Here is a 20,607-nt window from a genome sequence, read left to right on the forward strand (position 1 = left end):
CTTACTTCCACTTGTCCGGGAATCCGGGCATCTCCTTGCAGCCGCAGAGGCCGTAGTGCAGCGGCGGCATGCCCGCGGTCAGGTACTGGTCCAATGTGGAGGTCTCGATCACCGGCTGCGGCAGGATCCACTCCTTGGGCACCTGCTCGCCCTTGAGGATCTTCAGCGCGGCGATCACCGGGGTGCGCCACTGGTAGGTCGGGTAGGTGGGGGCGAAGGCCTTGAGGTTCTCCGACTTCCACTTCTCCAGGAACTGCTGCTGGTCCTCACCGGAGATCGCGGGCGCCTCGGCACCGGCGTCCTCGAAGGCCTCCAGCACCGGCACCGCGGCGGTGCCGTCGTCCATCCAGATGCCGTCGATCTTGCCCTCGCGCTGGAGGTAGTCCGAGACGATGCTCTTGGCCTTGGCGCTGTCGTTGCCGGTGAACTCGGCACCGACCACCTGCACGCCGTTGGCGGCGAAGATCTTCTCCGCGGCGGCCCAGCGGTGCTCCAGCACGTCCACGCCCGGCAGCACGCGCAGGCCGAGCACCTTGCCACCGGCCGGGATCGACTTGGCCAGGAACTCCGCGGCGCTGGCCCCGAAGGCGTAGCCGCCGATCGGGTGGATCGCGGTGACCGGGCACTCGGTGTTCACGCCGCGGTCGAAGGTGATCACCGGGATGCCGGTGGCGCAGGCCTGCTCCACCGCCGGGGTCAGCGTGGCGGTGGTGTTCGGCGAGACGATCAGCGCGTTGCAGCCCTGCGAGGTCAGCGACTGGATGTCACTGATCTGCTTGTCGTCCTTGGCTTCGGCGTCCAGCGTGGTGAACTTGGCGATCTCCGGGTGGAGCTCCGCCTCGGCCTGCATGGTCTTCCAGCCGACCTGGCGCCACGGGTTGTCCACCGAGGCGTTGGAGAAGCAGATGTTGTACGGGCCGTCCTTCTTGTACTTGGCCGTGTCCGTCATCGCCGGCTCGAGCGCCTGCTCCCACGGCTTGTCGGCGGGCCCCTGCGGAGTGGCGGACCGCAGGGCCAGTTGGCGGTCGTACTCGGCCTGGTCGAAGAACTCCGAGTCGGCCGGGGCACCGGCCGCCGTCGTGGTGCCGGTCTGCCCGCCGGTGTCGGCGGGCAGGTCGCTCGAACACGCGGACAGGGCGAGCACGCCCGCGGCCGCGAGGGCGAAGCTACTGCTGCGCAGCAGTTTCTTCTTTGACATTCTTTTTCTCCTGGTTCACCACTTTGTGCCGGAAAAGGTTGCTGCCCGCCGAGGCGTAGGCCACGGCGGCGATGATGATCACGCCCTGCACCGCGGACTCCAGGCCACCGGAGACACCGAGCAGGTTGAGCAGGGAGAACAGGGATTCGAGGGTGAGCGCGCCTGCCATCGCCGCGACCACCGAGCCGCGGCCGCCGCCGAGCAGCACGCCACCGAGCACCACCGCGGTGATCACCCGGAACTCCAGGCCGTCACCGACCTGGGCGGACACCCCGGCGAACCCGCCGAGCAGCACCGCGGCCACCGCCGCGGACAGTCCGGAAAGGACGAAGGCGAGGGTGCGCAGCCACTCCACCCGGCCACCGCCGAGCCGCACGGCCGTCTCGTTGTCGCCGACCGCGACCAGCGTCCGGCCGGTGCCGCCGCGCATGAAGAACACGGCCGCCACCACGATCAGCGCGAGCAGCACCACCGACCAGGGCACCTGGCCCAGCAGCGGCACCTCGAACCCGGACCGCCCGACCGTGCGGAAGGCGTCGGACAGCGCACCCCGCGGCGCGCCACCGGTCCACAGGAACACCGCGCCGTCGAGCACCAGCAGCATGCCCAGGGTGACGATGAACGAGGGCACCAGCAGCCGCGTGGTGATCAGCCCGTTGACCAGGCCGACCAGCGCGCCGAAGCCGAGCATGAACAGCAGCACCCAGGCGGTGGCGCCCTCTTCGCCGTCGATCAGCCGCGCGGCGATCACCACCTCCGCGGTGACCAGCGAGCCGACCGAGAGGTCGAAGCCACCGCTGACGATCACGAAGTACTGCCCGATCGCCAGGATCATCAGCGGGGCCGCGCGCTTGAGCAGCGCCAGGTACCCGGCGGGCTCGCTGTACGCGGGACCCGCGAAAGCCAGTGCCACCAACAGGATCGCGAGCACCACGAGGACCGGCAGGGTGCCCTCGGTGAGTTTGAGCCGGCGCGTCACTTGCCCCTCCTGGAAAGCTGGCGGCGGGCGTAGAGCGCCACGGCCACGATGAGCACCACGCCGCGCACCACGTCCTTGAAGAACGGCGTGACGCCGAGGTCGTCGAAGATGGTGTCCAGGGTGGCCAGGATCAGCACGCCGCCGATCGTCCCGGCGACGCCGCCGCGGCCACCGGCCAGCAGCGTGCCGCCGAGCACCACGGCCGCGATCGACTCGAGGTCGTAACCGGCGTCGGTGCCGACGTACGGCGCGCCGGAGCCGAGCCTGCTGGCCAGGAAGATCCCGGCGAGCCCGGCGGCGACCGAGCACAGCACGTGCGCCTTGACGATGGTGCGGTTCGTGCGCACGCCCGACAGCCGCGCCACGTCCTCGTCACCGCCGACGGCGTAGATGTGGTACCCGCCGCGGGTGCGGCCGAGGTACCACCACGCCAGCCCGGCCAGCGCGAGCATCAGCAGGGTGGAGATCGGGATCGGGCCGATCCGGTCGTACCCGAGGTGCTGGAAGGCCCGCGGCACCTCACCGGCCGGGCCTTCGTAGCCGTTCTCCAGGTAGCCGCGGATGATCAGCGCGGTGCCGAGCGTGGCGATGAAGGCGTTGACCTTGAGCCGGGTGATCACCAGGCCGTTGACCAGGCCGACCACCGCGGCCACCGCCAGGGTGAGCGCCACCGCGAGGACGATGTTGCCCGGGTCGCCCGCCATCGTCTCGGCGGCGATCAGCGAGCACAGCCCGATCAGGTAGGCCACCGACAGGTCCAGCTTGCCGGTCAGGATCACCAGCGTCTGCCCGATCGCGACCAGGCCGAGCGTGGTGCTGCGGGTCAGGATGTTCAGGATGCCGCCCTGGTCGAGCAGCATCCCGCCGTCCACCGCGACCAGCACGCTGCCCACGATCAGCAGCACCACCAGCGCCAGGTAGACCGACACCACCGGCGTCAGCTTCTGCGTCCACTTCGGACGGTCGTGCGCCGGCGGCTTCGGCGCCGCCGGGCGCTCCGCCGCGCCCTCCCGGGGGGAGCCCCCCGGACCCCCCGCCACGGTCCGAGTCATGCTGTTCCCGCCAATTCGTGTCCGGTGGCCAGCGACATCACGGCTTCCTCGGTGGGCCCGGCGGGCAGTTCCCCGGCCAGGCGGCCTTCGTGCATGACCAGGACGCGGTCGCTCATCCCGATCAGCTCGGGCAGTTCCGAGGAGATCATCAGGATGGCGACCCCGCGCCCGGCCAGTTCGCGGAGCAGGTCGTAGACGGCCCTCTTCGCGCCCACGTCGATGCCCCGCGTCGGTTCGTCGACCACGAGCACCTTCGGCTCGACGGCCAGCCACTTCGCCAGCACCACCTTCTGCTGGTTGCCGCCGGAGAGGAAGCGCACTTCCTGGTCCTCGTCGCGGGCCACCACGGTGACCGACTTCAGCAGCGCGGGCAGGTCGAGCTTGCCCAGCCGCCTGCCGAAGGCGGACCGGCGGACGAGCAGCGCGTTGTCCTTGACCGACTGGCGCAGCGCGAGCCCTTCGCCCTTGCGGTCCTCGGTCACGTGCGCGATCCCGCGCCGCACCGATTCGCGCGGCGAGCGCAGGCGTGCGGCCTTGCCGTCCACCTCGACCGTGCCGCTGGTGAACGGGTCGATCCCGCAGACCGCCCTGGCCACCGCCGAGCGCCCGGCGCCCTGCAGCCCGGCCAATCCGACGATCTCGCCCGCGCGCACCTCGAAGTCGATGCCGGTGAGCCGGTCGTTGCCCGCGCCGCGCACGACCAGGCGAACGGCGCCGAGGTCGGATTCCTCGGCCCGGTCGGGGAAGAACGCGTCGAGCGGACGGCCGACCATGTGCCGCACCAGCCGGTCGCTGGTCAGGTCGGCGGTGTGCGCCGAAGTCACCAGCGCGCCGTCCTTGAGCACGGTGATCCGCTGGCTCAGGTCGAACACCTCGCGCATCCGGTGCGAGACGTACAGCACCGCGATCCCGCGTTCGCGCAGCCGCGCGATCAGGGCGTAGAGCAGTTCCACCTCGTGCCCGGCGAGCGCGGCGGTCGGCTCGTCCATCGCGATCACCCGCGCGTCGGTGGAGAGCACCTTCACGATCTCGACCACCTGCTGCAGGGCCACCGGGAGGCGGCGCACGGCGGTGCGCGGCGAGATGTTCTTGACGCCGATGCTGTCGAGCAGATCGGCGGTGTCGGCCTCCATCTTGCGGCGGTCCACCTGGCCGCGGCGGACCGGTTCGCGCCCGAGGAAGACGTTCTCCGCCACCGTGCGATCGCCGAGCAGGTTGAACTCCTGGTGCACGATCGACACCCCGGCGGCCTGCGCGTCCCGCGGTGAGCTGAAGTGCACCTCGTTGCCGTCGACCTCGACCGTGCCCTCGTCGGGGCGGTGGACCCCGGCCAGCACCTTCATCAGCGTCGACTTGCCGGCGCCGTTCTCGCCGACGAGCGCGTGCACCTCGCCCTCGTGCAGTTCCAGGTCGACGCCCTTGAGCACCGGCACGCCGAAGAAGCGCTTGGTGATCCCGGTCAGCCTGACCTTGGCCGGTGCGCTCACCCGGGCACCTCCGTCCACTGCCCGCCCGCCGCGGCGGAGGTCAGCACGGCTTCGGTGAGCCGGGCCGCGCGGAGGCCGTCGGCGAAGGTGGGCAGGCCGTCGGCGATCGGCTCACCGCGCACGGCCGCGTAGGTGTCGGCGATGAAGGAGTCGAAGCAGTCCTGGTAGCCCTGTGCGTGCCCGGCGGGCAGCCGCGAGTAGCGCGAGGCCGCCGGGGAGAGCGTCTCCGGGTCGCGGACCAGCAGCGTGCTGCCGTCGCGACGGCCGATCCACAGCTGCTCGGGCACTTCCTGGTCGAAGCCGAGGCTGGCGTCGGTGCCGGAGATCTCCAGGTGCAGCCGGTTCTTGCGCCCGGCCGCGACCTGGCAGATGACGCCGGTGCCGAGCACGCCGCGCGCGGTGCGCAGGTGCAGGGTCACCAGGTCTTCGGTGGACACCGGGGCCGCGCCGCGGCGCTCCCGCACGGTCGCGCTCTGCGCGGACAACGCCTGGATGCGCTCGCCGAGCACGAACTCCAGGAAGTCGCACCAGTGCGAGCCGATGTCGGCGAAGGCCCGCGAGAGCCCGCCGACCGCGGAGTCCACGCGCCAGTTGTCGTCTTCCGGGCGGGAGAGCCAGTCCTGCAGGTACCCGCCGTGCACGACGGACACCGCGCCTGGCTCCCCCGCCGCGACCCGCGCCCGCATTTCCCGCGCCATCGGGTGAAAGCGGTACACGAATGGGACGGTGGCCACGCGGCCGTGCTCGGCCGCGGCGTTCGCCAGCCGCTCCGCGTCCTCGGCGGAGGTGGCCAGCGGCTTCTCGCAGATCACGTGGGCACCGGCGGCGAGTGCCGCTTCGGCGGCCTCGGCGTGCACCGCGTTGGGGGTGCAGACGTGCACCACGTCCGGCGCCGCGTCGGTCAGCATCGCCCGCAGCTCGGAGTAGCCCTGAGCAGCACCGACGGCTTCCGCGGCGGCGGCCGCGCGCTCCGCGCTGGAGCCCACCGCGCCGACGATCTCGGCACCCGCGCGCCGCGCCGCTTCGGCGTGCACGCGGCCCATGAAACCGCTGCCGACCACGGCCACCCGGGGCCGGGGAACAGCGGAGGGGGTTATCGACGAGGCCTCTGCGGAGAGGTCGGTCACAGCCATGTTTCGGGACACTACGGAGAACTTACGTTCATGGCAAGCAGAAGTATGTCCTTATTGATCTCATTTTGGGTACCGGTGTCCAAATGTCCACCAGTTGGCAGACTTGACAGCGATCCAGGCAACCCAGTGCGATCACATTGTTACGCCAAAGTGATTACCTGCCGTGATTGTCAGCTCACCGAAGTTCACCAGGTGCCGCACCCCATCGGGGGCATCCACATCCCCGCACCCCGGACTAAGCACTAAGGAGATGCCGCGGCGCGAAAGGACCCGCTGATGAGATGGCGACGAAGTACCGGGCTGGCGGTGACGGCCGTGGCGGTCGCCACCGCGCTGACCGCGGCCCCCGCCGGGGCCACCCGGGCGTTCCAGCACTACGTGGCCCTCGGTGACTCCTACACCGCCGGGCCGCTCATCCCGTGGCAGCGCGGCGATCCACCAGGCTGCCGCCGGTCGAGCGCCAACTACCCCGCGGTGCTGGCGAAACAACTCGGTGTCCGGTCCTATGTGGACAAGAGCTGCAGCGGGGCGGACAGCACGCACCTGACCCAGCCGCAGCGGCTGTCCTTCGGCGGCAGCCACCCGCCGCAGGCCGACGTGCTGCGGGCGGAGACGGACTTCGTCACCGTCGGCCTCGGCGGAAACGACTACAACCTGTTCAGCCGGATCACCGAGACCTGCCCGCAACTGCGGGAGGTCAACCCCGCCGGTTCGCCGTGCCAGGAGCACTTCACCGTCGACGGCATCGACACGCTCAAGGCGACCACCGGGCAAATCGAAGGCAACCTCCGCTTGGCGTTCGAGACCGTGCGCTCGAAGGCACCGCGGGCGACGGTGCTGGCCATCGGCTACCCGCGGATCGCCCCGGAAACCGGCTACTGCCCGTCCGTCCTGCCCTTCGCCGACGGCGACTACGCCTGGGTGAACGACATCCAGGAGGCGCTGAACGCGGCCATCGCCACGGCCGCCGGCGCCACCGGTGTGTCCTATGTAGACACCTATGGCCCGTCGCTGGGGCACGACGCGTGCGCCGGCGACGCGGCCTGGATCAACGGGAAGCGGCAGCTGCTGGCCCAGGCCGCGCCCTACCACCCGTTCGCCGCCGGGATGCAGGGCATGGCCGGTGTCGTCCAAGCCCATCTGCGTGGAAGGTGATCACTTGAGGAAGTCGCTCTACGCCGGACTGGCGGTCCTGCTGGCCGCCGTGGTGCCCGCCGCCCCGGCGAACGCCGTGCACGCCTACCAGAACTACGTGGCACTCGGCGACTCGTTCACCGCCGGGCCGCTGATCCCGGAGCAGCGCCTCGACCCGGCCGGCTGCCACCGGTCGTCGGCGAACTACCCGTCGCTGCTGGCGGGCCTGCTCGTGGCGCGCTCGGCGGTGGACGCCAGTTGCAGCGGCGCGGACACCACCCACCTGACGCAGCCGCAGGAGGTGGGTGACGACATGAACCCGCCGCAGCTGAGCGCGCTGCGGCCCGAGACGGACCTGGTGACCGTCGGCCTCGGCGGCAACGACTACAACCTGTTCCAGCGCATCGTCGAAACCTGCCCGGTGCTGCGGGCGCAGAACCCGACTGGCGCGCCGTGCCGCCAGTACTTCACCGTCAACGGCGTGGACACGCTGCGTGCCATCGTCACGCAGACCGAAGGGAACCTGACCGATTCGCTGCGGCGGGTGCGCGAGCGCTCGCCGAAGGCCAGGGTGCTCGCGGTCGGCTACCCGCGCATCGTGCCGGCGAGCGGGTTCTGCGCCGCGATCCTGCCCTTCGCCGACGGCGACTACGCGTGGATCGCCGAACTGGAGGCCGCGCTCGCCGGTGCCACCGCCAACGCCGCGGCCGCCAGCGGATCGTCCTATGTAGACGTCCACGGCCCCTCACTCGGCCACGACGCCTGCGCCCAGGGCGGTTCCGCCTGGGTCAACGGCGCCGTCGACCGCGACGACGCCGCCCGCTTCCACCCCGTCCGAGCCGGCATGCAAGGCGTCTCCGGCCTCATCTACGCCCACCTACAAACCCCCTAACCCCCGCCCGAACCCCACACTCACGCACCCGACTTCCACACTTAGGTTCGCGAGTTCCACATTCAGGCACCCGAGTCCCACACTCACGTACACGAGCCCCACGTTCAGACAGCCGAACCCCACACTCACGCAGCCGAGTTCCACACTCAGGTAGCCGAATCCCACGCTCGGGCATGCGAACTCCACACTCGAGCACTCGCGGATGCGGAAGTCACGAACCCGAACGCGCCTGCGCCAACGCGGAACCGGCCTGGCTTCAACGTGGAACTCGATTGCCTGAGTGCGGAACTCGCGTGCATGAACGTGGAACTCGGCTGCACGAGTGTGGAGTTCGCATGCACCAACGTAGAACTCGCTCGCGCGAACGTAGGACTCACGAACCCGAAGTGGGCCCGCCTGTCCGAACGTGGACCTCGCCAACCTGAGTGTGGGACTCGGGTGCGCGAACGTGGGACTCGGCTGCCTGAAAGTAGAACTCAGCTGCACGAGTGTGGAGTTCGCGCGCACCAAGGTGGGGCTCGCCCGCGCGAACGTTGGGCTCGGGTGTTCGAGGGTGTGGGGGGCGGGGGTGGGCCCGGTTCACGTTGGGTGGGGTGAACCGGGGCCACTGGGGTCAGGGGGTGGGGAGGGCGGCTAGGCGGGTGGTGATGCGGTCGATGTCGCTGAGCGCGGTTTCCCGGCGCAGTTTGATCTTGTCGACCACCGCGTCCGGGGCCTTGTCCAGGAAGGCCTGGTTGCCCAGCTTGCCTTCGGTCTGCTTCAGCTCCTTCTCCGCCAGCCCCAGGTCCTTCTCCAGCCGCTTGCGCTCGGCCACCACGTCGACCGCGCCGGAGAGGTCCAGTTCCACTTCGGCGACCCCGCCGGAGAGCCCGACCTCCAGCGAAACGCTCGCGGTGAAGTCGTCGCCGGCGTCGGTCAGGCGCACCAGCGAGCGGATCGCGGCGTCCTGCGCGGACAGCGCGGCGTAACCGGCGCCCGAGACCCGTGCGGCCACCTTCTGCCCCGGCTTCAGGCCCTGCTCGGACCGGAACCGCCGCACCTCGGTGACCAGCTTCTGCACGTCGGCGATCCGCTGGTCCGCCCCCGCGTCGGCGTAGCTCGCCGAAGAAGCCGACGGCCACGAAGCGATGACCAGCGACTCCCCGCCGGTCAGCGCCTGCCACAGCCGGTCGGTGACGAACGGCATGATCGGGTGCAGCAACCGCAGCACCGCGTCGAGCACGTGCCCGAGCACCAGCCGCGCGTTTTCCGCGCCCTCACCGGAGAACTGCACCTTCGCCAGTTCCACGTACCAGTCGCACAGCTCGTTCCAGACGAACTGGTAGAGCACCCCGGACAGCTTGGCGAACTGGAACCCGTCGAACAGTTCGTCCACTTCGGACACCACCGCGCCGAGCCTGCCGAGGATCCAGCGGTCGGCCTCGGTCAGCTCCGAAGCGGGCGGTAGCGGCGCCGACACGTTGGCGCCGTTCATCAGCGCGAACCTGGTGGCGTTCCACAACTTCGTGCCGAAGCTGCGCGAACCGGCCGCCCACTCCTCGGCGATGGCCATGTCGTTGCCCGGGTTGGCCCCGCGCGCCAGGGTGAACCGGGTGGCGTCCGCGCCGAACCGGTCCAGCCAGTCCAGCGGGTCGATCACGTTGCCGCGCGACTTCGACATCTTCTTGCCCTGCGCGTCGCGGATCAGCCCGTGCAGGTACACGTGGTCGAACGGCTGCTTGCCGTCCATCGCGTACAGCCCGAACATCATCATCCGGACCACCCAGAAGAACAGGATGTCGTAGCCGGTGGCCAGCACGCTGGTCGGGTAGAACTTGCGCAGGTCCGGCGTCTCGTCCGGCCAGCCGAGCGTGGACAGCGGCCAGAGGCCGGAGGAGAACCACGTGTCCAGCACGTCGGTGTCCTGCGACCAGCCCTCGCCCGAGGGCGGCTCCTCGTCCGGTCCGACGCAGACCACCTTGTCGTTCGGGCCGTACCAGACCGGGATCCGGTGCCCCCACCACAGCTGGCGCGAGATCGTCCAGTCGTGCATGTTGTCGACCCAGTCGAAGTAGCGCTTGGCCAGCTCCGGCGGGTGGATCTTGGTGCGGCCGTCGCGCACGGCTTCGGCGGCGGCCTTGGCCAGCGGCTCGACCTTGACCCACCACTGCAGCGAAAGCCGCGGCTCGACCACGGTGTTGCACCGCGAGCAGTGCCCGACCGAGTGCAGGTACGGCCGCTTCTCCGCGACGATCCGCCCCTGCTCGCGCAGCGCGGCGACCACCGCGGGCCGCGCCTCGAACCGGTCGAGCCCTTCGAACGGACCGGACGCGGTGATCACCGCGCGCTCGTCCATGATCGTCAGGTTCGGCAGGTCGTGGCGGCGGCCGATCTCGAAGTCGTTCGGGTCGTGCGCCGGGGTCACCTTGACCGCGCCGGTGCCGAACTCCGGGTCGACGTGCTCGTCGGCCACGATCGGGATCATCCGGCCGGTCAGCGGCAGCTCGACCTCGGTGCCGATCAGGTGCTTGTACCGCTCGTCATCGGGGTGCACCGCGACCGCGGTGTCGCCGAGCATGGTCTCCGCGCGGGTGGTGGCCACCACGATGGCGTTGTCGCCGTCGCCGTAGCGGATCGAGACGAGCTCACCCTCGTCCTCGGAGTGCTCGACCTCGATGTCCGACAGCGCGGTGCGGCACCGCGGGCACCAGTTGATGATGCGCTCGGCGCGGTAGATCAGGCCGTCCTCGTACAGCCGCTTGAACACCGTCTGCACCGCGCGCGAAAGCCCGGCGTCCATGGTGAAGCGCTCGCGGCTCCAGTCGACGCCGTCGCCGAGGCGGCGCATCTGGCCGAGGATCTTGCCGCCGTACTCCTCCTTCCACGCCCAGACGCGCTCGACGAACTTCTCGCGGCCCAGGTCGTGGCGGGAGACGCCCTCACCGGCCAGCTCGCGCTCCACCACGTTCTGCGTGGCGATGCCGGCGTGGTCCATGCCGGGCAGCCAGAGCACCTCGAAGCCCTGCATCCGGCGGCGGCGGGTGAGCGCGTCGGTCACCGTGTGGTTGAGCGCGTGGCCCATGTGCAGGCTGCCGGTGACGTTCGGCGGCGGCAGCACGACGGTGAACGGCGGCTTCTCCGAGCTCGAATCCGCCTTGAAGTAGCCCGCGTCTACCCAGCGCTGGTAGATCGCGGCCTCTTCGTCGGCCGGGTTCCAAGCGTTGGGCAGGTCGGACTGGGGCAAGGCGTTCTCGGTCACATTGTCAAGTCTAGAAAACCGGCCGGGGTCGCGGCGTCGCGGGGCAGGGCGCACGATGGAGGTGTGACGGAGAAGGCACCACAGCAGGACATCGACGAAAGCCGGCTGGCCGTGGGCAAGCCGAAGAGCTGGGCGGCGGGCCTGCCCGGGGTCTTCGTTTCCCTCAAACGGGGGCAGGAGCAGATGGGCGCCGGGCGGACCGTCCGTGCGCTGCGCGTGCTCAACCAGCGCGAGGGGTTCGACTGCCCCGGCTGCGCCTGGCCCGAGCCGCGCGAGGACGACGGTGAGCACCGCAAGCTGGCCGAATTCTGCGAAAACGGCGCGAAGGCCGTCGCCGAAGAAGCCACCAAGCGCCGCGTCGGGCCGGAGTTCTTCGCCGCCCACCCGCTCGCGGAGCTGGAGGAACGCACCGAGTACTGGCTCGGGCAGCAGGGCAGGCTGACCGAGCCGATGGTGCTGCGCGAGGGCGGCACCCACTACGAGCCGATCAGCTGGGACGACGCTTTCGACCTGGTCGCGAGCCACCTGCGCGGGCTGGACAGCCCGGACGAAGCGGTGTTCTACACCTCCGGGCGCACCAGCAACGAGGCCGCGTTCCTGTACCAGCTGCTGGTCCGCTCCTACGGCACGAACAACCTGCCGGACTGCTCGAACATGTGCCACGAGTCCTCCGGCGCCGCGCTCTCGGCCACCACCGGCATCGGCAAGGGCTCGGTGAGCCTGGCCGACATCCACAAGTCCGACCTGATCGTGGTGGTCGGCCAGAACCCCGGCACGAACCACCCGCGCATGCTCTCCGCGCTGGAGGAAGCCAAGTCCCGCGGCGCGAAGATCATCGCGGTGAACCCGCTGCCCGAGGCCGGGCTGATGCGGTTCAAGAACCCGCAGAACGTGCGCGGCCTGGTCGGCAAGGGCAGCCAGCTGGCCGACGAGTTCGCGCAGATCCGGCTCGGCGGCGACCTGGCGTTCTTCCAGGCCATCGGGCACCTGCTGCTGGCCTGGGAGAAGGCCGCGCCCGGCACCGTGCTGGACCACGACTTCATCGACTCGCTGACCGACGGCTTCCCCGCCTACGCCGAGCGCGTCGGCGACCTGGACTGGGACCGCGTCGACGAGGCGACCGGCCTGCCGCGCGAGCAGATCGTCAAGGTCGCCAGGATGATCGCCGAGTCCGAGCGGACCATCTACTGCTGGGCGATGGGCCTGACCCAGCACAAGCACGCCGTGCCCACGATCAAGGAGATCGCCAACGTCGCGCTGCTGCGCGGCATGATCGGCAAGGTGGGCGCCGGGCTGTGCCCGGTGCGCGGGCACTCCAACGTGCAGGGCGATCGCACCATGGGCATCTGGGAGAAGATGCCGGAGGAGTTCCTCGCCGGGCTGGAAGCCGAGTTCGGCATCCCGGTGCCGCGCAAGCACGGCCTCGACACGGTGGGGTCGATCCGCGCGATGCGCGACGGCCGCGCGAAGGTGTTCTTCGGCGTCGGCGGCAACTTCGCCGCCGCGACCCCGGACACCGAGCTGACCGAGCGCGCGCTGCGCTCGTGCGAGCTGACCGTGCAGGTCTCCACCAAGCTCAACCGCTCGCACATCGTGCACGGCCGGACCGCGCTGATCCTGCCCACGCTGGGCCGGACCGAACGCGACGTGCAGGCCAGCGGTGAGCAGGTGGTCACCGTGGAGGACTCGATGTCGGCGGTGCACACCTCGCGTGGCCGCCTGGAACCGGCGAGTGAGCACCTGCTGTCCGAGGTGGCCATCCTCTGCCGGCTGGCGATCGCCCTCCTCGGCGACGAGCACCCGGTGCCGTGGCGCGGTTTCGAGGCCGACTACGACCGCATCCGCGACCACATCTCGAACGTGGTGCCGGGCTGCCACGAGTACAACAAGCGCGTACGCCAGCCGGACGGCTTCGTGCTACCGCACGCGCCGCGCGACGCCAGGGAGTTCAACGGGACCCAAAACGGCAAGGCCAACTTCACCGCCAGCGAGCTGGAGTACCCGGTGGTGCCGCCGGGCAGGCTGCTGCTGCAGACCCTGCGCAGCCACGACCAGTACAACACCACCATCTACGGCCTGTCCGACCGCTACCGCGGGGTGGAGGACGGCCGCCGGGTGGTCTTCGTCAACGCCGAGGACCTCACCGAACTCGGGGTGGCCGACGGCTCGCTGGTCGACCTCGTTTCGGAGTGGACGGACAGCGACCGCCGGGCCCCGAGCTTCCGCGTGGTGGCCTACCCGACCGCGCGCGGCTGCGCGGCGGCGTACTTCCCCGAGGCGAATTCGCTGGTGCCACTGGACTCGGTGGCCGACGAGTCGAACACCCCGGTGTCGAAGTCGATCGTGGTGCGCCTGGAGCCCGCGGGCTGAACCGGGGTCAGCGCGCGGTGGTGGTGACGATCGCGGGGATCATCACCGCGGTCATCACCGCCGCGGTGAGTTCCTCGACGGCCTTGCGGGTGGCCACCGATCCCCAGTTGCCCTCGGCGATCTCCTTGGCGCGCCGGTCGACAGCCTTGCGGTCGGCGCGCTCGGGCAGGTCGAGCACCTTGCTGGCGGCCTTGATCGCGGCGAGCACGGCGATCAGCGCGGCCGTGCGCTCGTCCGGGTCCTGACCGTCGACGAGCACCGCGTTCAAGGTCTCACGCAGCTTGAGTTCGTGCGCCGAATCCTCGGCGGGCCAGCGGGTCACCGGGAAGAGCTTGAGCACCTTGCCCTCTTCACGCCGCAGCACCCCGCGCTCGGCCAGGCCCTCCAGCAGCCGCTCGGTCAGCTTCTGCCCGGACAGCGGCGCGATCGCGTCCTTCGGCTTGCGCCCCTCGTACTTCTCCAGTTTGGCCAGCGCGTCGTCGAGCGCCTGCCGCCCGGTCGGCGTGCGGTCCAGCAGCTCCAGCCGTCCCTTGCTGCCTTCGCCGACCCCGATCCGGTTCTCGATGCCGAGTTCGATGAGCAGCGCGCCGGCCAGCGCGTACGCCAGGTTGGTCACCGTGCTGTCCGGCTTGCCGGTCTCGTCGTCGAACACGAGCAGTACCAGGTCTTCCGCGATGAGCATGCGCCCCACCTTAACCACCGGGCACGGATCGCGCCGGTCGCCCGTTGAGCCGGTATGACGCAGACGTTGGTGCACCGAGTGGGGCCGGAAGAACTCGACCGGGCGGCCGAGGCCGTCGCGGAAGCCTTCTTCGACGAGGTGGTGACGGAATGGGTCATCCCGGATCCCGTGCAGCGGAAGCAGCTCATGCCGATCCACCTCCGCGATCTGGTGGAAAAGGCGCTGCAGCAGGGAGAAGTGCTCGCCACGGCGGACTTCGGCGCGATCTCTCTGTGGCTGGACCGGGCAGCGGGCGAAGGCGGGGACGCGTTCACCGGCGGTGAGTTGGAGATCCCACCGGAGATCGCCGAGTTCGTCCGGCGGGGCCTGATCGTCGCGGAACTGACCGAGGCCAGGCACCCGACGCACACCGCGCACGTCTACCTGCCGTGCATCGGCGCGCTCCCGGCCCACCGCGGGCAGGGGCTCGGCAGCGCGTTGCTGCGCGACAAGCTTGAGCGCGCCGACGCCGCGAACCTGCCCGTGTACCTGGAAGCCAGCTCCACGCGCAACCGCGCGCTGTACGCCCGCCACGGGTTCGAAGCACTCGGCGACCCGATCCGCTTCCCCGAAGACGGACCGGAGATCCACCCGATGTGGCGGGAGCCCTCAGCGCAGGTGTGAGGCCCCGTTCAGGTCGAGCACCGCACCGGAGGCCCAGGCCGCCTCGGCGGAGGCGAGGTAGACCACCGCCGCGGCGACCTCCTCCGGCTTGCCCACGCGCCCGAACGGGCTCTGCTCGCGCAACTGGTCGCCCTGCGCGCCGTCCAGCCGGTCCGCGACCCGATCCGTGGCGGTGAACCCTGGCGCCACCGTGGCGACCGCGATCCCGTGTGGCGCCAGGGAAACCGCCAGCGACTGGCCGAACGCGTGCAGTGCCGCCTTGCTGGCGCCGTAGGCCGGGTGGTCCGGCTCGCCGCGGTAGGCCCCGCGCGAGCCGATGGTGACCACCCGACCCGGCGCACCCCGGTCGATCATGTGCCGGGTCACGCAGTACGTCAGGTTGGCCGTGCCGAAGACGTTCACCCCGACCATGCGCTGCCACACCGCCTGCCAGTCCGCATAGGACACCCCGGCCACGGTGTGCGCGTTCTCCGGCCCGGTGGCCACGGCCGCGTTGTTCACCAGCACGTCGACCCCGCCGAGCGCTTCCTCGGCCTCGTCGGCGAGCCGCTGGGCCGCTAGCGGATCGGCCAAGTCCCCGGTCACCAGCACGTGCCCGGAACCGGGGAGCTCGGCCAGTGTCTTCTCGGCAGCCGTCCGGTTCGCTCCATAGTGGACGGCCACGCGGTCGCCGAGCGCGGCGAAGGCGGTCGCCACCGCCCTGCCGATCCCGCTCGACGCCCCGGTGACCAGTACTCCCCGGCTCATCGGGTGGTCGCCCAGAACACGGCCCGGCCCACCTGGGCGTACAGACCCTTGGGGTGCGCGCGGAACAGCGGCTCGGTGCCGAACAGCACCGCCTTCGCCCCGCTTTCGTCCACTCCGGACACCACGGCCGCCGCACCCGCCGCCTGCGCCGGGCCCTGGCCGTCCTCGTTCGGCAGCCAGTGGCCCGCGGCCAGCGGGTTCTGCTCGGCGTAGCGCTGTTCGGCGGTCACACCCGCGCCGAGCTCGGTGAACCACAGCGGCGAGTAGACGAACGAGCTTTCCGGTGCGCCGGTGGCGATCGGCCCGGTCCCGTTGGTCACCGAGACCACGCCGTTGGCGTCCTCCCGGCCGGCCACCGCGGTCACCGGCAGCAGTCCGGCGGCCGCGTTGAACGCCGCGCCGGTGGCACCGCGCGTGACCACGCCACCACGGGCGAGGAAGCCCTTCACCCGCTGCTGCGCCGCCGGATTCAGGCCCGGGTAGGAAAGCCCGGACGAGACGAACAACGCGTCCACCCGGCTCAGGTCGAACCCGTTGTTGAGCACCTGCGTGGACACCGGGCGCACCTCGAAGCCGAGTTCGCGCAGCACCAGCAGTTCGTCGGCGGCGACCGCACCGGCGATCACCGGCTTGCGCAGCACCGGACCGCGCTCACCGGCGGGTGCCGCGGTGAACCGCACGCCCAGGTTCTTCGCCACCTCCAGCACGGCCACGCGTTCCGAAGCGGGCACCACCACCGAGCCGTCGGCCTGCTGGTGCACCGGACGGCCCTGGCCGAGCAGCGTGTTCACCGCCAGCACGTCCTTGCCGTCGGTGACGCTCAGCGCCAGGTCCTGCCCCGGCGCCGCGTCCACCGCACCGGTCGGCGCGGCGACGGTCACCGGCGTGGTGCGCACGTCCGGCGCCTCGGCCTTCGAGATGTCCACCGAAGCACCCCAGAGCAGGCGGTGGCTCCAGCCGGAGATGTCGTACATTACCTCGACCTTGCCGGAGATGTCGGCGCCGGTCTCCAGCATCACGTTCGCCAGCGCGCGCTTGGGCTGGTGCATGTCCACGATGTACGAACCGGCCGGGTAGCTCTTGCCCGCCAGCCGGAAGTCCCGTTCAGCGCGCTGCACGCGCACGTCGTTGGCCACCAGGTGGTCCACCAGCCGCGCCGCGGCGGGCGCCGAACGCTGGCCGGCCCCGGCCGGGAGCACGTAGGCACGCGGGAACTCCGTGGTGTAGCGGTCTTCCGGGCCGAAGCCCGGCACGAAACCGTCCGGCAGCTGGCGCTGCGGCTCGCCCGCGGCACCCCGGCGGAAGATCTCGATCTGGTTGTCGATCAGCTCGGAACGGTGGGTGTTCGCGTAGTCGATCGTGGTGCGGATGGTCGCCTCGACCACGTCGGTGTTGATCTTCGACCGCCGCTGCAGTTCGGCGGCTGGCAGGTTGTAGGCGTCGTTGTTGACCCGCTGCGGGATCTCGATCGTGTAGGACACCGCGCCGTGGTACATCGCGTACTGCGCGGTGTAGATCGGCGCCCAGCCGTCCCAGACACCCGGCTCGTAGTCGCGGAACGGGATCTCCGGCTTCGCCGCTTCGGGGTGCCCGAGCGCCTGCACCGCCTTCTCCATCGCCAGGCCGTTCGCGTAGCCGTGCTCGATGTAGAGGTCGAAGTCGTAGTTCTGACCGTGCGGCGGCGTGGTCGGCTCGATCAGCGTGTTCTCCACGTAGCCGTGCTCGTCGAGCATCATCACCGGCTGCTTGCCCAGCATCATCTCGCGCATCGCCCTGGTTTCCGGCTGCGACGCGGTGACGAAGTCGCGGTTCATGTCGAACCCGCTCGCGTTCGCTCTGGTGCCCGCGACCCGGCCGTCCGGGTTGGCGGTCAGGTTGAGGTACACCCGGTTGCGCTTGAGCAGGTCCAGCGCGGCCTTGTCGGTGGTGGTGGCGAGGTACTCGATGACGCGCAACGCGCCGTCGGTGCCCTCCCACTCGTTGCCGTGGATGTTGTTGTTGATCCACACCGGCGTCTTGTACCCGGCACGCAGCGCCGCGTCGCGGGCCGCGCGGCCGGGGTCGTTCTCGATCTTGTCGCGCCAGTGGTCCTGGATCCAGCTCTGCGCGGGGTGCTCGGGCGCGGTCAGCGTGACCAGGTACAGGTCGCGGCCAAGCCCGGACTGACCCGCCAACTCGACGGAGATGCGGTCGCTGCGCTGCTGGAGTTCGTTCAGCTTCGGCGCCAGCGCGTGGTACGGCGAGAGCCCGAGCTTGATCGACTTGTCCGCGGGATCGGCCGGGTAGGTCCGCAACTCGGTCTGGCGCGGGTAGCCCTTGTGGTCACCGCGCTGCCTGTTCTCCCCCGCCGTCGCCGCGCGCAGTTGCGGCGGGGCGTCGGTCGCGGCGACCTCGTTGCGTTCCGGGCCGTAGCCGGGTTGCCGGTGGGACTGCCCCGGAGGCGGCGGCTCCGGGGCGGCCTGCGCCGGGGCGGTGGTCACCGCCAAGCCGGTCACCAGGGCCAGCACAGCCAGCACCCTGACACGAGCGGAACGCGAAAACGACACGGGCCACCTCCACGAGCGGAAAGTCCGGTCAGTCTTTCGGCTCGCTAACGAGTTGGCAAGGGTGTTTCCTCAGCCGCCGAAGAGCTGGGTGACCTTCCGGACCAGCTCCACCACGCCGTAGAGGAACGGCAGCCCCACCCAGACCCAGGCGAAGATCAGCAGCCCGGTGCGGTTGGTCTTCATCACGCCTCCTTGCCAGCGCGCGCCGGGGCGGCGGCCGGTTCGTGGAACTTCTCGCTGACCGGGCGGACCAGTTCGTTGGCGACGAAGCCGAGGACGAGCAGCCCCATCATGATGTAGAGCGAGGTGCTGTAGAGCGCCGGTCCGTCCTTGCCCGCCGACTTCTGCCCGTCGGCGATGGCGTTCACGATCAGCGGCCCGAGCACCCCGGCGGCGGACCACGCGGTGAGCAGCCTGCCGTGGATGGCGCCGACCTGGTAGGTGCCGAACAGGTCCTTCAGGTACGCCGGGACGGTGGCGAACCCGCCGCCGTAGAACGACAGGATGACCATCGCGCAGAGCACGAACACCAGCTTCGACGAGTTCGTGGTCAGCGCGATCACCAGGTACATCAGCGCGCCGGCGCCGAGGTAGAGCCGGTAGATGTTGCGGCGGCCGACCAGGTCCGAAGTGGACGACCAGACGAACCGGCCGAGCATGTTGGTCAGCGACAGCAGCGCCACGAACCCGGCGGCCGAGGCCGCGGCGATCGGGGTGGCCGTCGACTCGAAGAAGTCCACGATCATCGGCTGCGCCTTCTCCAGGATGCCGATGCCCGCGGTCACGTTGAAGCACAGGACCACCCACAGCAGCCAGAACTGCGGGGTCTTGATCGCGTTCTTCGCCGACACGTTCGCGGTGGTGATCATCCGTCCCGCGGCGGCTCCCTTCGGCTGGTACCCGTCGGGCTTCCAGTCGTCGGCGGGCACCCGGACCAGCAGCACGCCCAGCGTCATGAACAACGCGTAGACCACCCCGTGCACGGCGAAGGTGGTGGCGATGCCGCCGGTGGTGTCGCCGAAGGTGCGCAGCATCTGCGAGGACCACGGCGAGGCGATCAGCGCGCCGCCGCCGAAGCCCATGATCGCGATCCCGGTGGCCATGCCCGGCCGGTCGGGGAACCACTTGATCAAAGTGGACACCGGCGAGATGTAGCCGATGCCGAGCCCGATCCCGCCGAGACCGCCGTAGCCGAGCACCACCAGCCAGTACTGGGAGGTGGCCACGCCGAGTGCGGAGACTCCGAATCCGCTGGAGAAGCAGATCATCGAGACGAACATCGCCCAGCGCGGGCCGTTCTTCTCCACCAGCGTGCCGCCGAAGGCCGCGGACAGCCCGAGCATCACGATGCCGAGCTGGAACGGCAGCGCGCTCTGCGTCCCGGTCAGGTCGAGCGACTTCTCCAGCGGCGGCTTGAACACGCTCCAGGCGTAGGCTTGACCGATCGAGAGGTGCACGGACAACGCGGCGGGCGGGATGAGCCAGCGGCTCCAGCCCGGCGGGGCGATGGTGCGGGAGCGGTCGAGGAAGCCGACGGCCATGGTGGAGCCTTCCCTAGACTCAATACTTAGCCGCCGCAATCTATTACCGATCGGCGCCGAGCGCACTACTGGTATTCCACCGAACGCGGGAGGCAGGAATGGGACGTGTGACCGTGCGTAAGCCCGTGGTGAAGTTGACCACGCGCGGTGAGCGGACCCGGCCGGACGCGCTGGCCGCGGAGGAGCCGCTGGAGCTCCGGGTGGACGGCCGCGCGCTGGCGGTGACCATGCGCACCCCCGGGCACGACGTGGAGCTGGCCCACGGTTTCCTGCTGTCCGAAGGCGTGCTGGGCTCCCGTGAGGACATCCGGAGCGCCCGGTACTGCGACGGCACCGACGACCAGGGGCGCAACACCTACAACGTGCTCGATCTCACGCTGGCCGAGGGCGTGCCCGCCCCGGACACCGGCGTCGAGCGGAACTTCTACACCACCTCCTCCTGCGGGGTGTGCGGCAAGGCCGCGCTCGACGCGGTGAAGCTACGCACCCGCTTCCCACCGGGCGACAGCGACTTCTCGGTGTCCAGTGACCTGCTGGCGAAGCTGCCCGACCAGTTGCGTTCGCGGCAGAAGGTCTTCGAAGCGACCGGCGGGCTGCACGCGGCGGCGTTGTTCGACGCCACCGGCGAGCTGCTGGTCGTGCGGGAGGACGTGGGCAGGCACAACGCGGTGGACAAGGTGCTCGGCTGGGCGCTGCTCGAAGGCCGGGTCCCCCTGCCGCAGGCCGGGCTGCTGGTCTCCGGACGGGCGTCGTTCGAGCTGGTCCAGAAGGCGTCGATGGCCGGGATCCCGCTGCTCGCGGCGGTGTCGGCGCCCTCATCGCTGGCCGTGGAACTGGCCGCTGAGCAGGGCATCACGGTGGTCGGCTTCCTGCGCGGCGACAGCATGAACCTCTACACCCGCGACGAGCGCGTCCGGCGTCACTGAAATCGGCCGATCCCGGGCG

At 70.4% G+C, this 20,607-nt stretch carries 16 protein-coding genes; 5 read left to right on the top strand and 11 right to left on the bottom strand.

Translation table 11 applies throughout. The features are described 5' to 3' along the window. Position 1: 1 nt before the first annotated feature. From L3Q67_RS00495 to L3Q67_RS00515, 5 genes are read right to left on the bottom strand one after another with little or no spacing between them, the layout of a single operon-like run. Positions 2-1,198, bottom strand: a complete 1,197-nt coding sequence (locus tag L3Q67_RS00495; protein WP_499187609.1) for an ABC transporter substrate-binding protein — start codon at positions 1,196-1,198, stop codon at positions 2-4. After that, positions 1,167-2,177 (bottom strand): ABC transporter permease, encoded by a 1,011-nt coding sequence (locus L3Q67_RS00500; RefSeq protein ID WP_499187610.1) that lies wholly within the window; start codon positions 2,175-2,177, stop codon positions 1,167-1,169. The genes L3Q67_RS00495 and L3Q67_RS00500 overlap by 32 nt, the downstream gene beginning before the upstream one ends. Continuing rightward, a complete protein-coding gene (locus tag L3Q67_RS00505) occupies positions 2,174-3,229 on the bottom strand; it encodes an ABC transporter permease (RefSeq protein ID WP_499187611.1) in 1,056 nt (351 codons plus the stop codon). Before L3Q67_RS00505 ends, L3Q67_RS00500 begins: the two co-directional genes overlap by 4 nt. Next, complete coding sequence (locus tag L3Q67_RS00510) at positions 3,226-4,716, bottom strand: sugar ABC transporter ATP-binding protein (protein ID WP_499187612.1); 1,491 nt, start codon at positions 4,714-4,716, stop codon at positions 3,226-3,228. The genes L3Q67_RS00505 and L3Q67_RS00510 overlap by 4 nt, the downstream gene beginning before the upstream one ends. After that, positions 4,713-5,849 (bottom strand): Gfo/Idh/MocA family protein, encoded by a 1,137-nt coding sequence (locus L3Q67_RS00515; RefSeq protein ID WP_499187613.1) that lies wholly within the window; start codon positions 5,847-5,849, stop codon positions 4,713-4,715. The genes L3Q67_RS00510 and L3Q67_RS00515 overlap by 4 nt, the downstream gene beginning before the upstream one ends. A 276-nt stretch (positions 5,850-6,125) precedes the next feature. On the opposite strand from L3Q67_RS00515, the gene L3Q67_RS00520 reads away from it, so the two are divergent. Then, complete coding sequence (locus L3Q67_RS00520) at positions 6,126-7,004, top strand: SGNH/GDSL hydrolase family protein (RefSeq protein WP_499187614.1); 879 nt, start codon at positions 6,126-6,128, stop codon at positions 7,002-7,004. A 4-nt stretch (positions 7,005-7,008) separates the two neighbouring features. Then, complete coding sequence (locus L3Q67_RS00525) at positions 7,009-7,875, top strand: SGNH/GDSL hydrolase family protein (RefSeq protein ID WP_499187615.1); 867 nt, start codon at positions 7,009-7,011, stop codon at positions 7,873-7,875. A 613-nt stretch (positions 7,876-8,488) separates the two neighbouring features. Here L3Q67_RS00525 and L3Q67_RS00530 read toward each other — a convergent pair. Then, positions 8,489-11,113 carry a valine--tRNA ligase gene (locus L3Q67_RS00530; RefSeq protein ID WP_499187616.1) on the bottom strand — a complete coding sequence of 875 codons (2,625 nt, stop codon included), beginning with the start codon at positions 11,111-11,113 and terminating at the stop codon, positions 8,489-8,491. Positions 11,114-11,176: 63 nt separating this feature from the next. Between L3Q67_RS00530 and L3Q67_RS00535 the strand changes: the two genes are divergently transcribed. Beyond that, complete coding sequence (locus L3Q67_RS00535; protein WP_499187617.1) at positions 11,177-13,483, top strand: FdhF/YdeP family oxidoreductase; 2,307 nt, start codon at positions 11,177-11,179, stop codon at positions 13,481-13,483. A gap of 7 nt (positions 13,484-13,490) precedes the next feature. Here L3Q67_RS00535 and L3Q67_RS00540 read toward each other — a convergent pair whose 3' ends face one another. Beyond that, entirely contained in the window at positions 13,491-14,165 is a 675-nt protein-coding gene (locus tag L3Q67_RS00540; RefSeq protein ID WP_499187618.1) for a GOLPH3/VPS74 family protein, read from the bottom strand. A gap of 54 nt (positions 14,166-14,219) precedes the next feature. Between L3Q67_RS00540 and L3Q67_RS00545 the strand changes: the two genes are divergently transcribed. Continuing rightward, positions 14,220-14,828, top strand: coding sequence for a GNAT family N-acetyltransferase (locus tag L3Q67_RS00545; RefSeq protein WP_499187619.1), 609 nt, complete (start codon positions 14,220-14,222; stop codon positions 14,826-14,828). Here L3Q67_RS00545 and L3Q67_RS00550 read toward each other — a convergent pair. From L3Q67_RS00550 to L3Q67_RS00565, 4 genes are all read right to left on the bottom strand, one after another. After that, positions 14,814-15,575, bottom strand: coding sequence for an SDR family NAD(P)-dependent oxidoreductase (locus L3Q67_RS00550; RefSeq protein WP_499187620.1), 762 nt, complete (start codon positions 15,573-15,575; stop codon positions 14,814-14,816). The two genes, L3Q67_RS00545 and L3Q67_RS00550, sit on opposite strands and share 15 nt — an antisense overlap. Next, positions 15,572-18,082, bottom strand: coding sequence for a M14 family metallopeptidase (locus L3Q67_RS00555; protein WP_499187621.1), 2,511 nt, complete (start codon positions 18,080-18,082; stop codon positions 15,572-15,574). Before L3Q67_RS00555 ends, L3Q67_RS00550 begins: the two co-directional genes overlap by 4 nt. 108 nt (positions 18,083-18,190) lie before the next feature. Further along, positions 18,191-18,304, bottom strand: a complete 114-nt coding sequence (locus L3Q67_RS00560; protein ID WP_499187622.1) for an MFS transporter small subunit — start codon at positions 18,302-18,304, stop codon at positions 18,191-18,193. Further along, the gene (locus tag L3Q67_RS00565; RefSeq protein ID WP_499187623.1) at positions 18,304-19,662 is read right to left on the bottom strand and encodes an OFA family MFS transporter; all 1,359 of its coding nucleotides are present in this window, start codon (positions 19,660-19,662) and stop codon (positions 18,304-18,306) included. Before L3Q67_RS00565 ends, L3Q67_RS00560 begins: the two co-directional genes overlap by 1 nt. A gap of 98 nt (positions 19,663-19,760) precedes the next feature. Between L3Q67_RS00565 and fdhD the strand changes: the two genes are divergently transcribed. Then, positions 19,761-20,588 (top strand): formate dehydrogenase accessory sulfurtransferase FdhD, encoded by an 828-nt coding sequence (fdhD, locus tag L3Q67_RS00570; RefSeq protein ID WP_499187624.1) that lies wholly within the window; start codon positions 19,761-19,763, stop codon positions 20,586-20,588. The last annotated feature ends 19 nt before the right edge of the window (positions 20,589-20,607 follow it).

The organism is Saccharothrix sp. AJ9571, from assembly GCF_021725495.1.
Taxonomy (GTDB): domain Bacteria; phylum Actinomycetota; class Actinomycetes; order Mycobacteriales; family Pseudonocardiaceae; genus Amycolatopsis; species Amycolatopsis magusensis.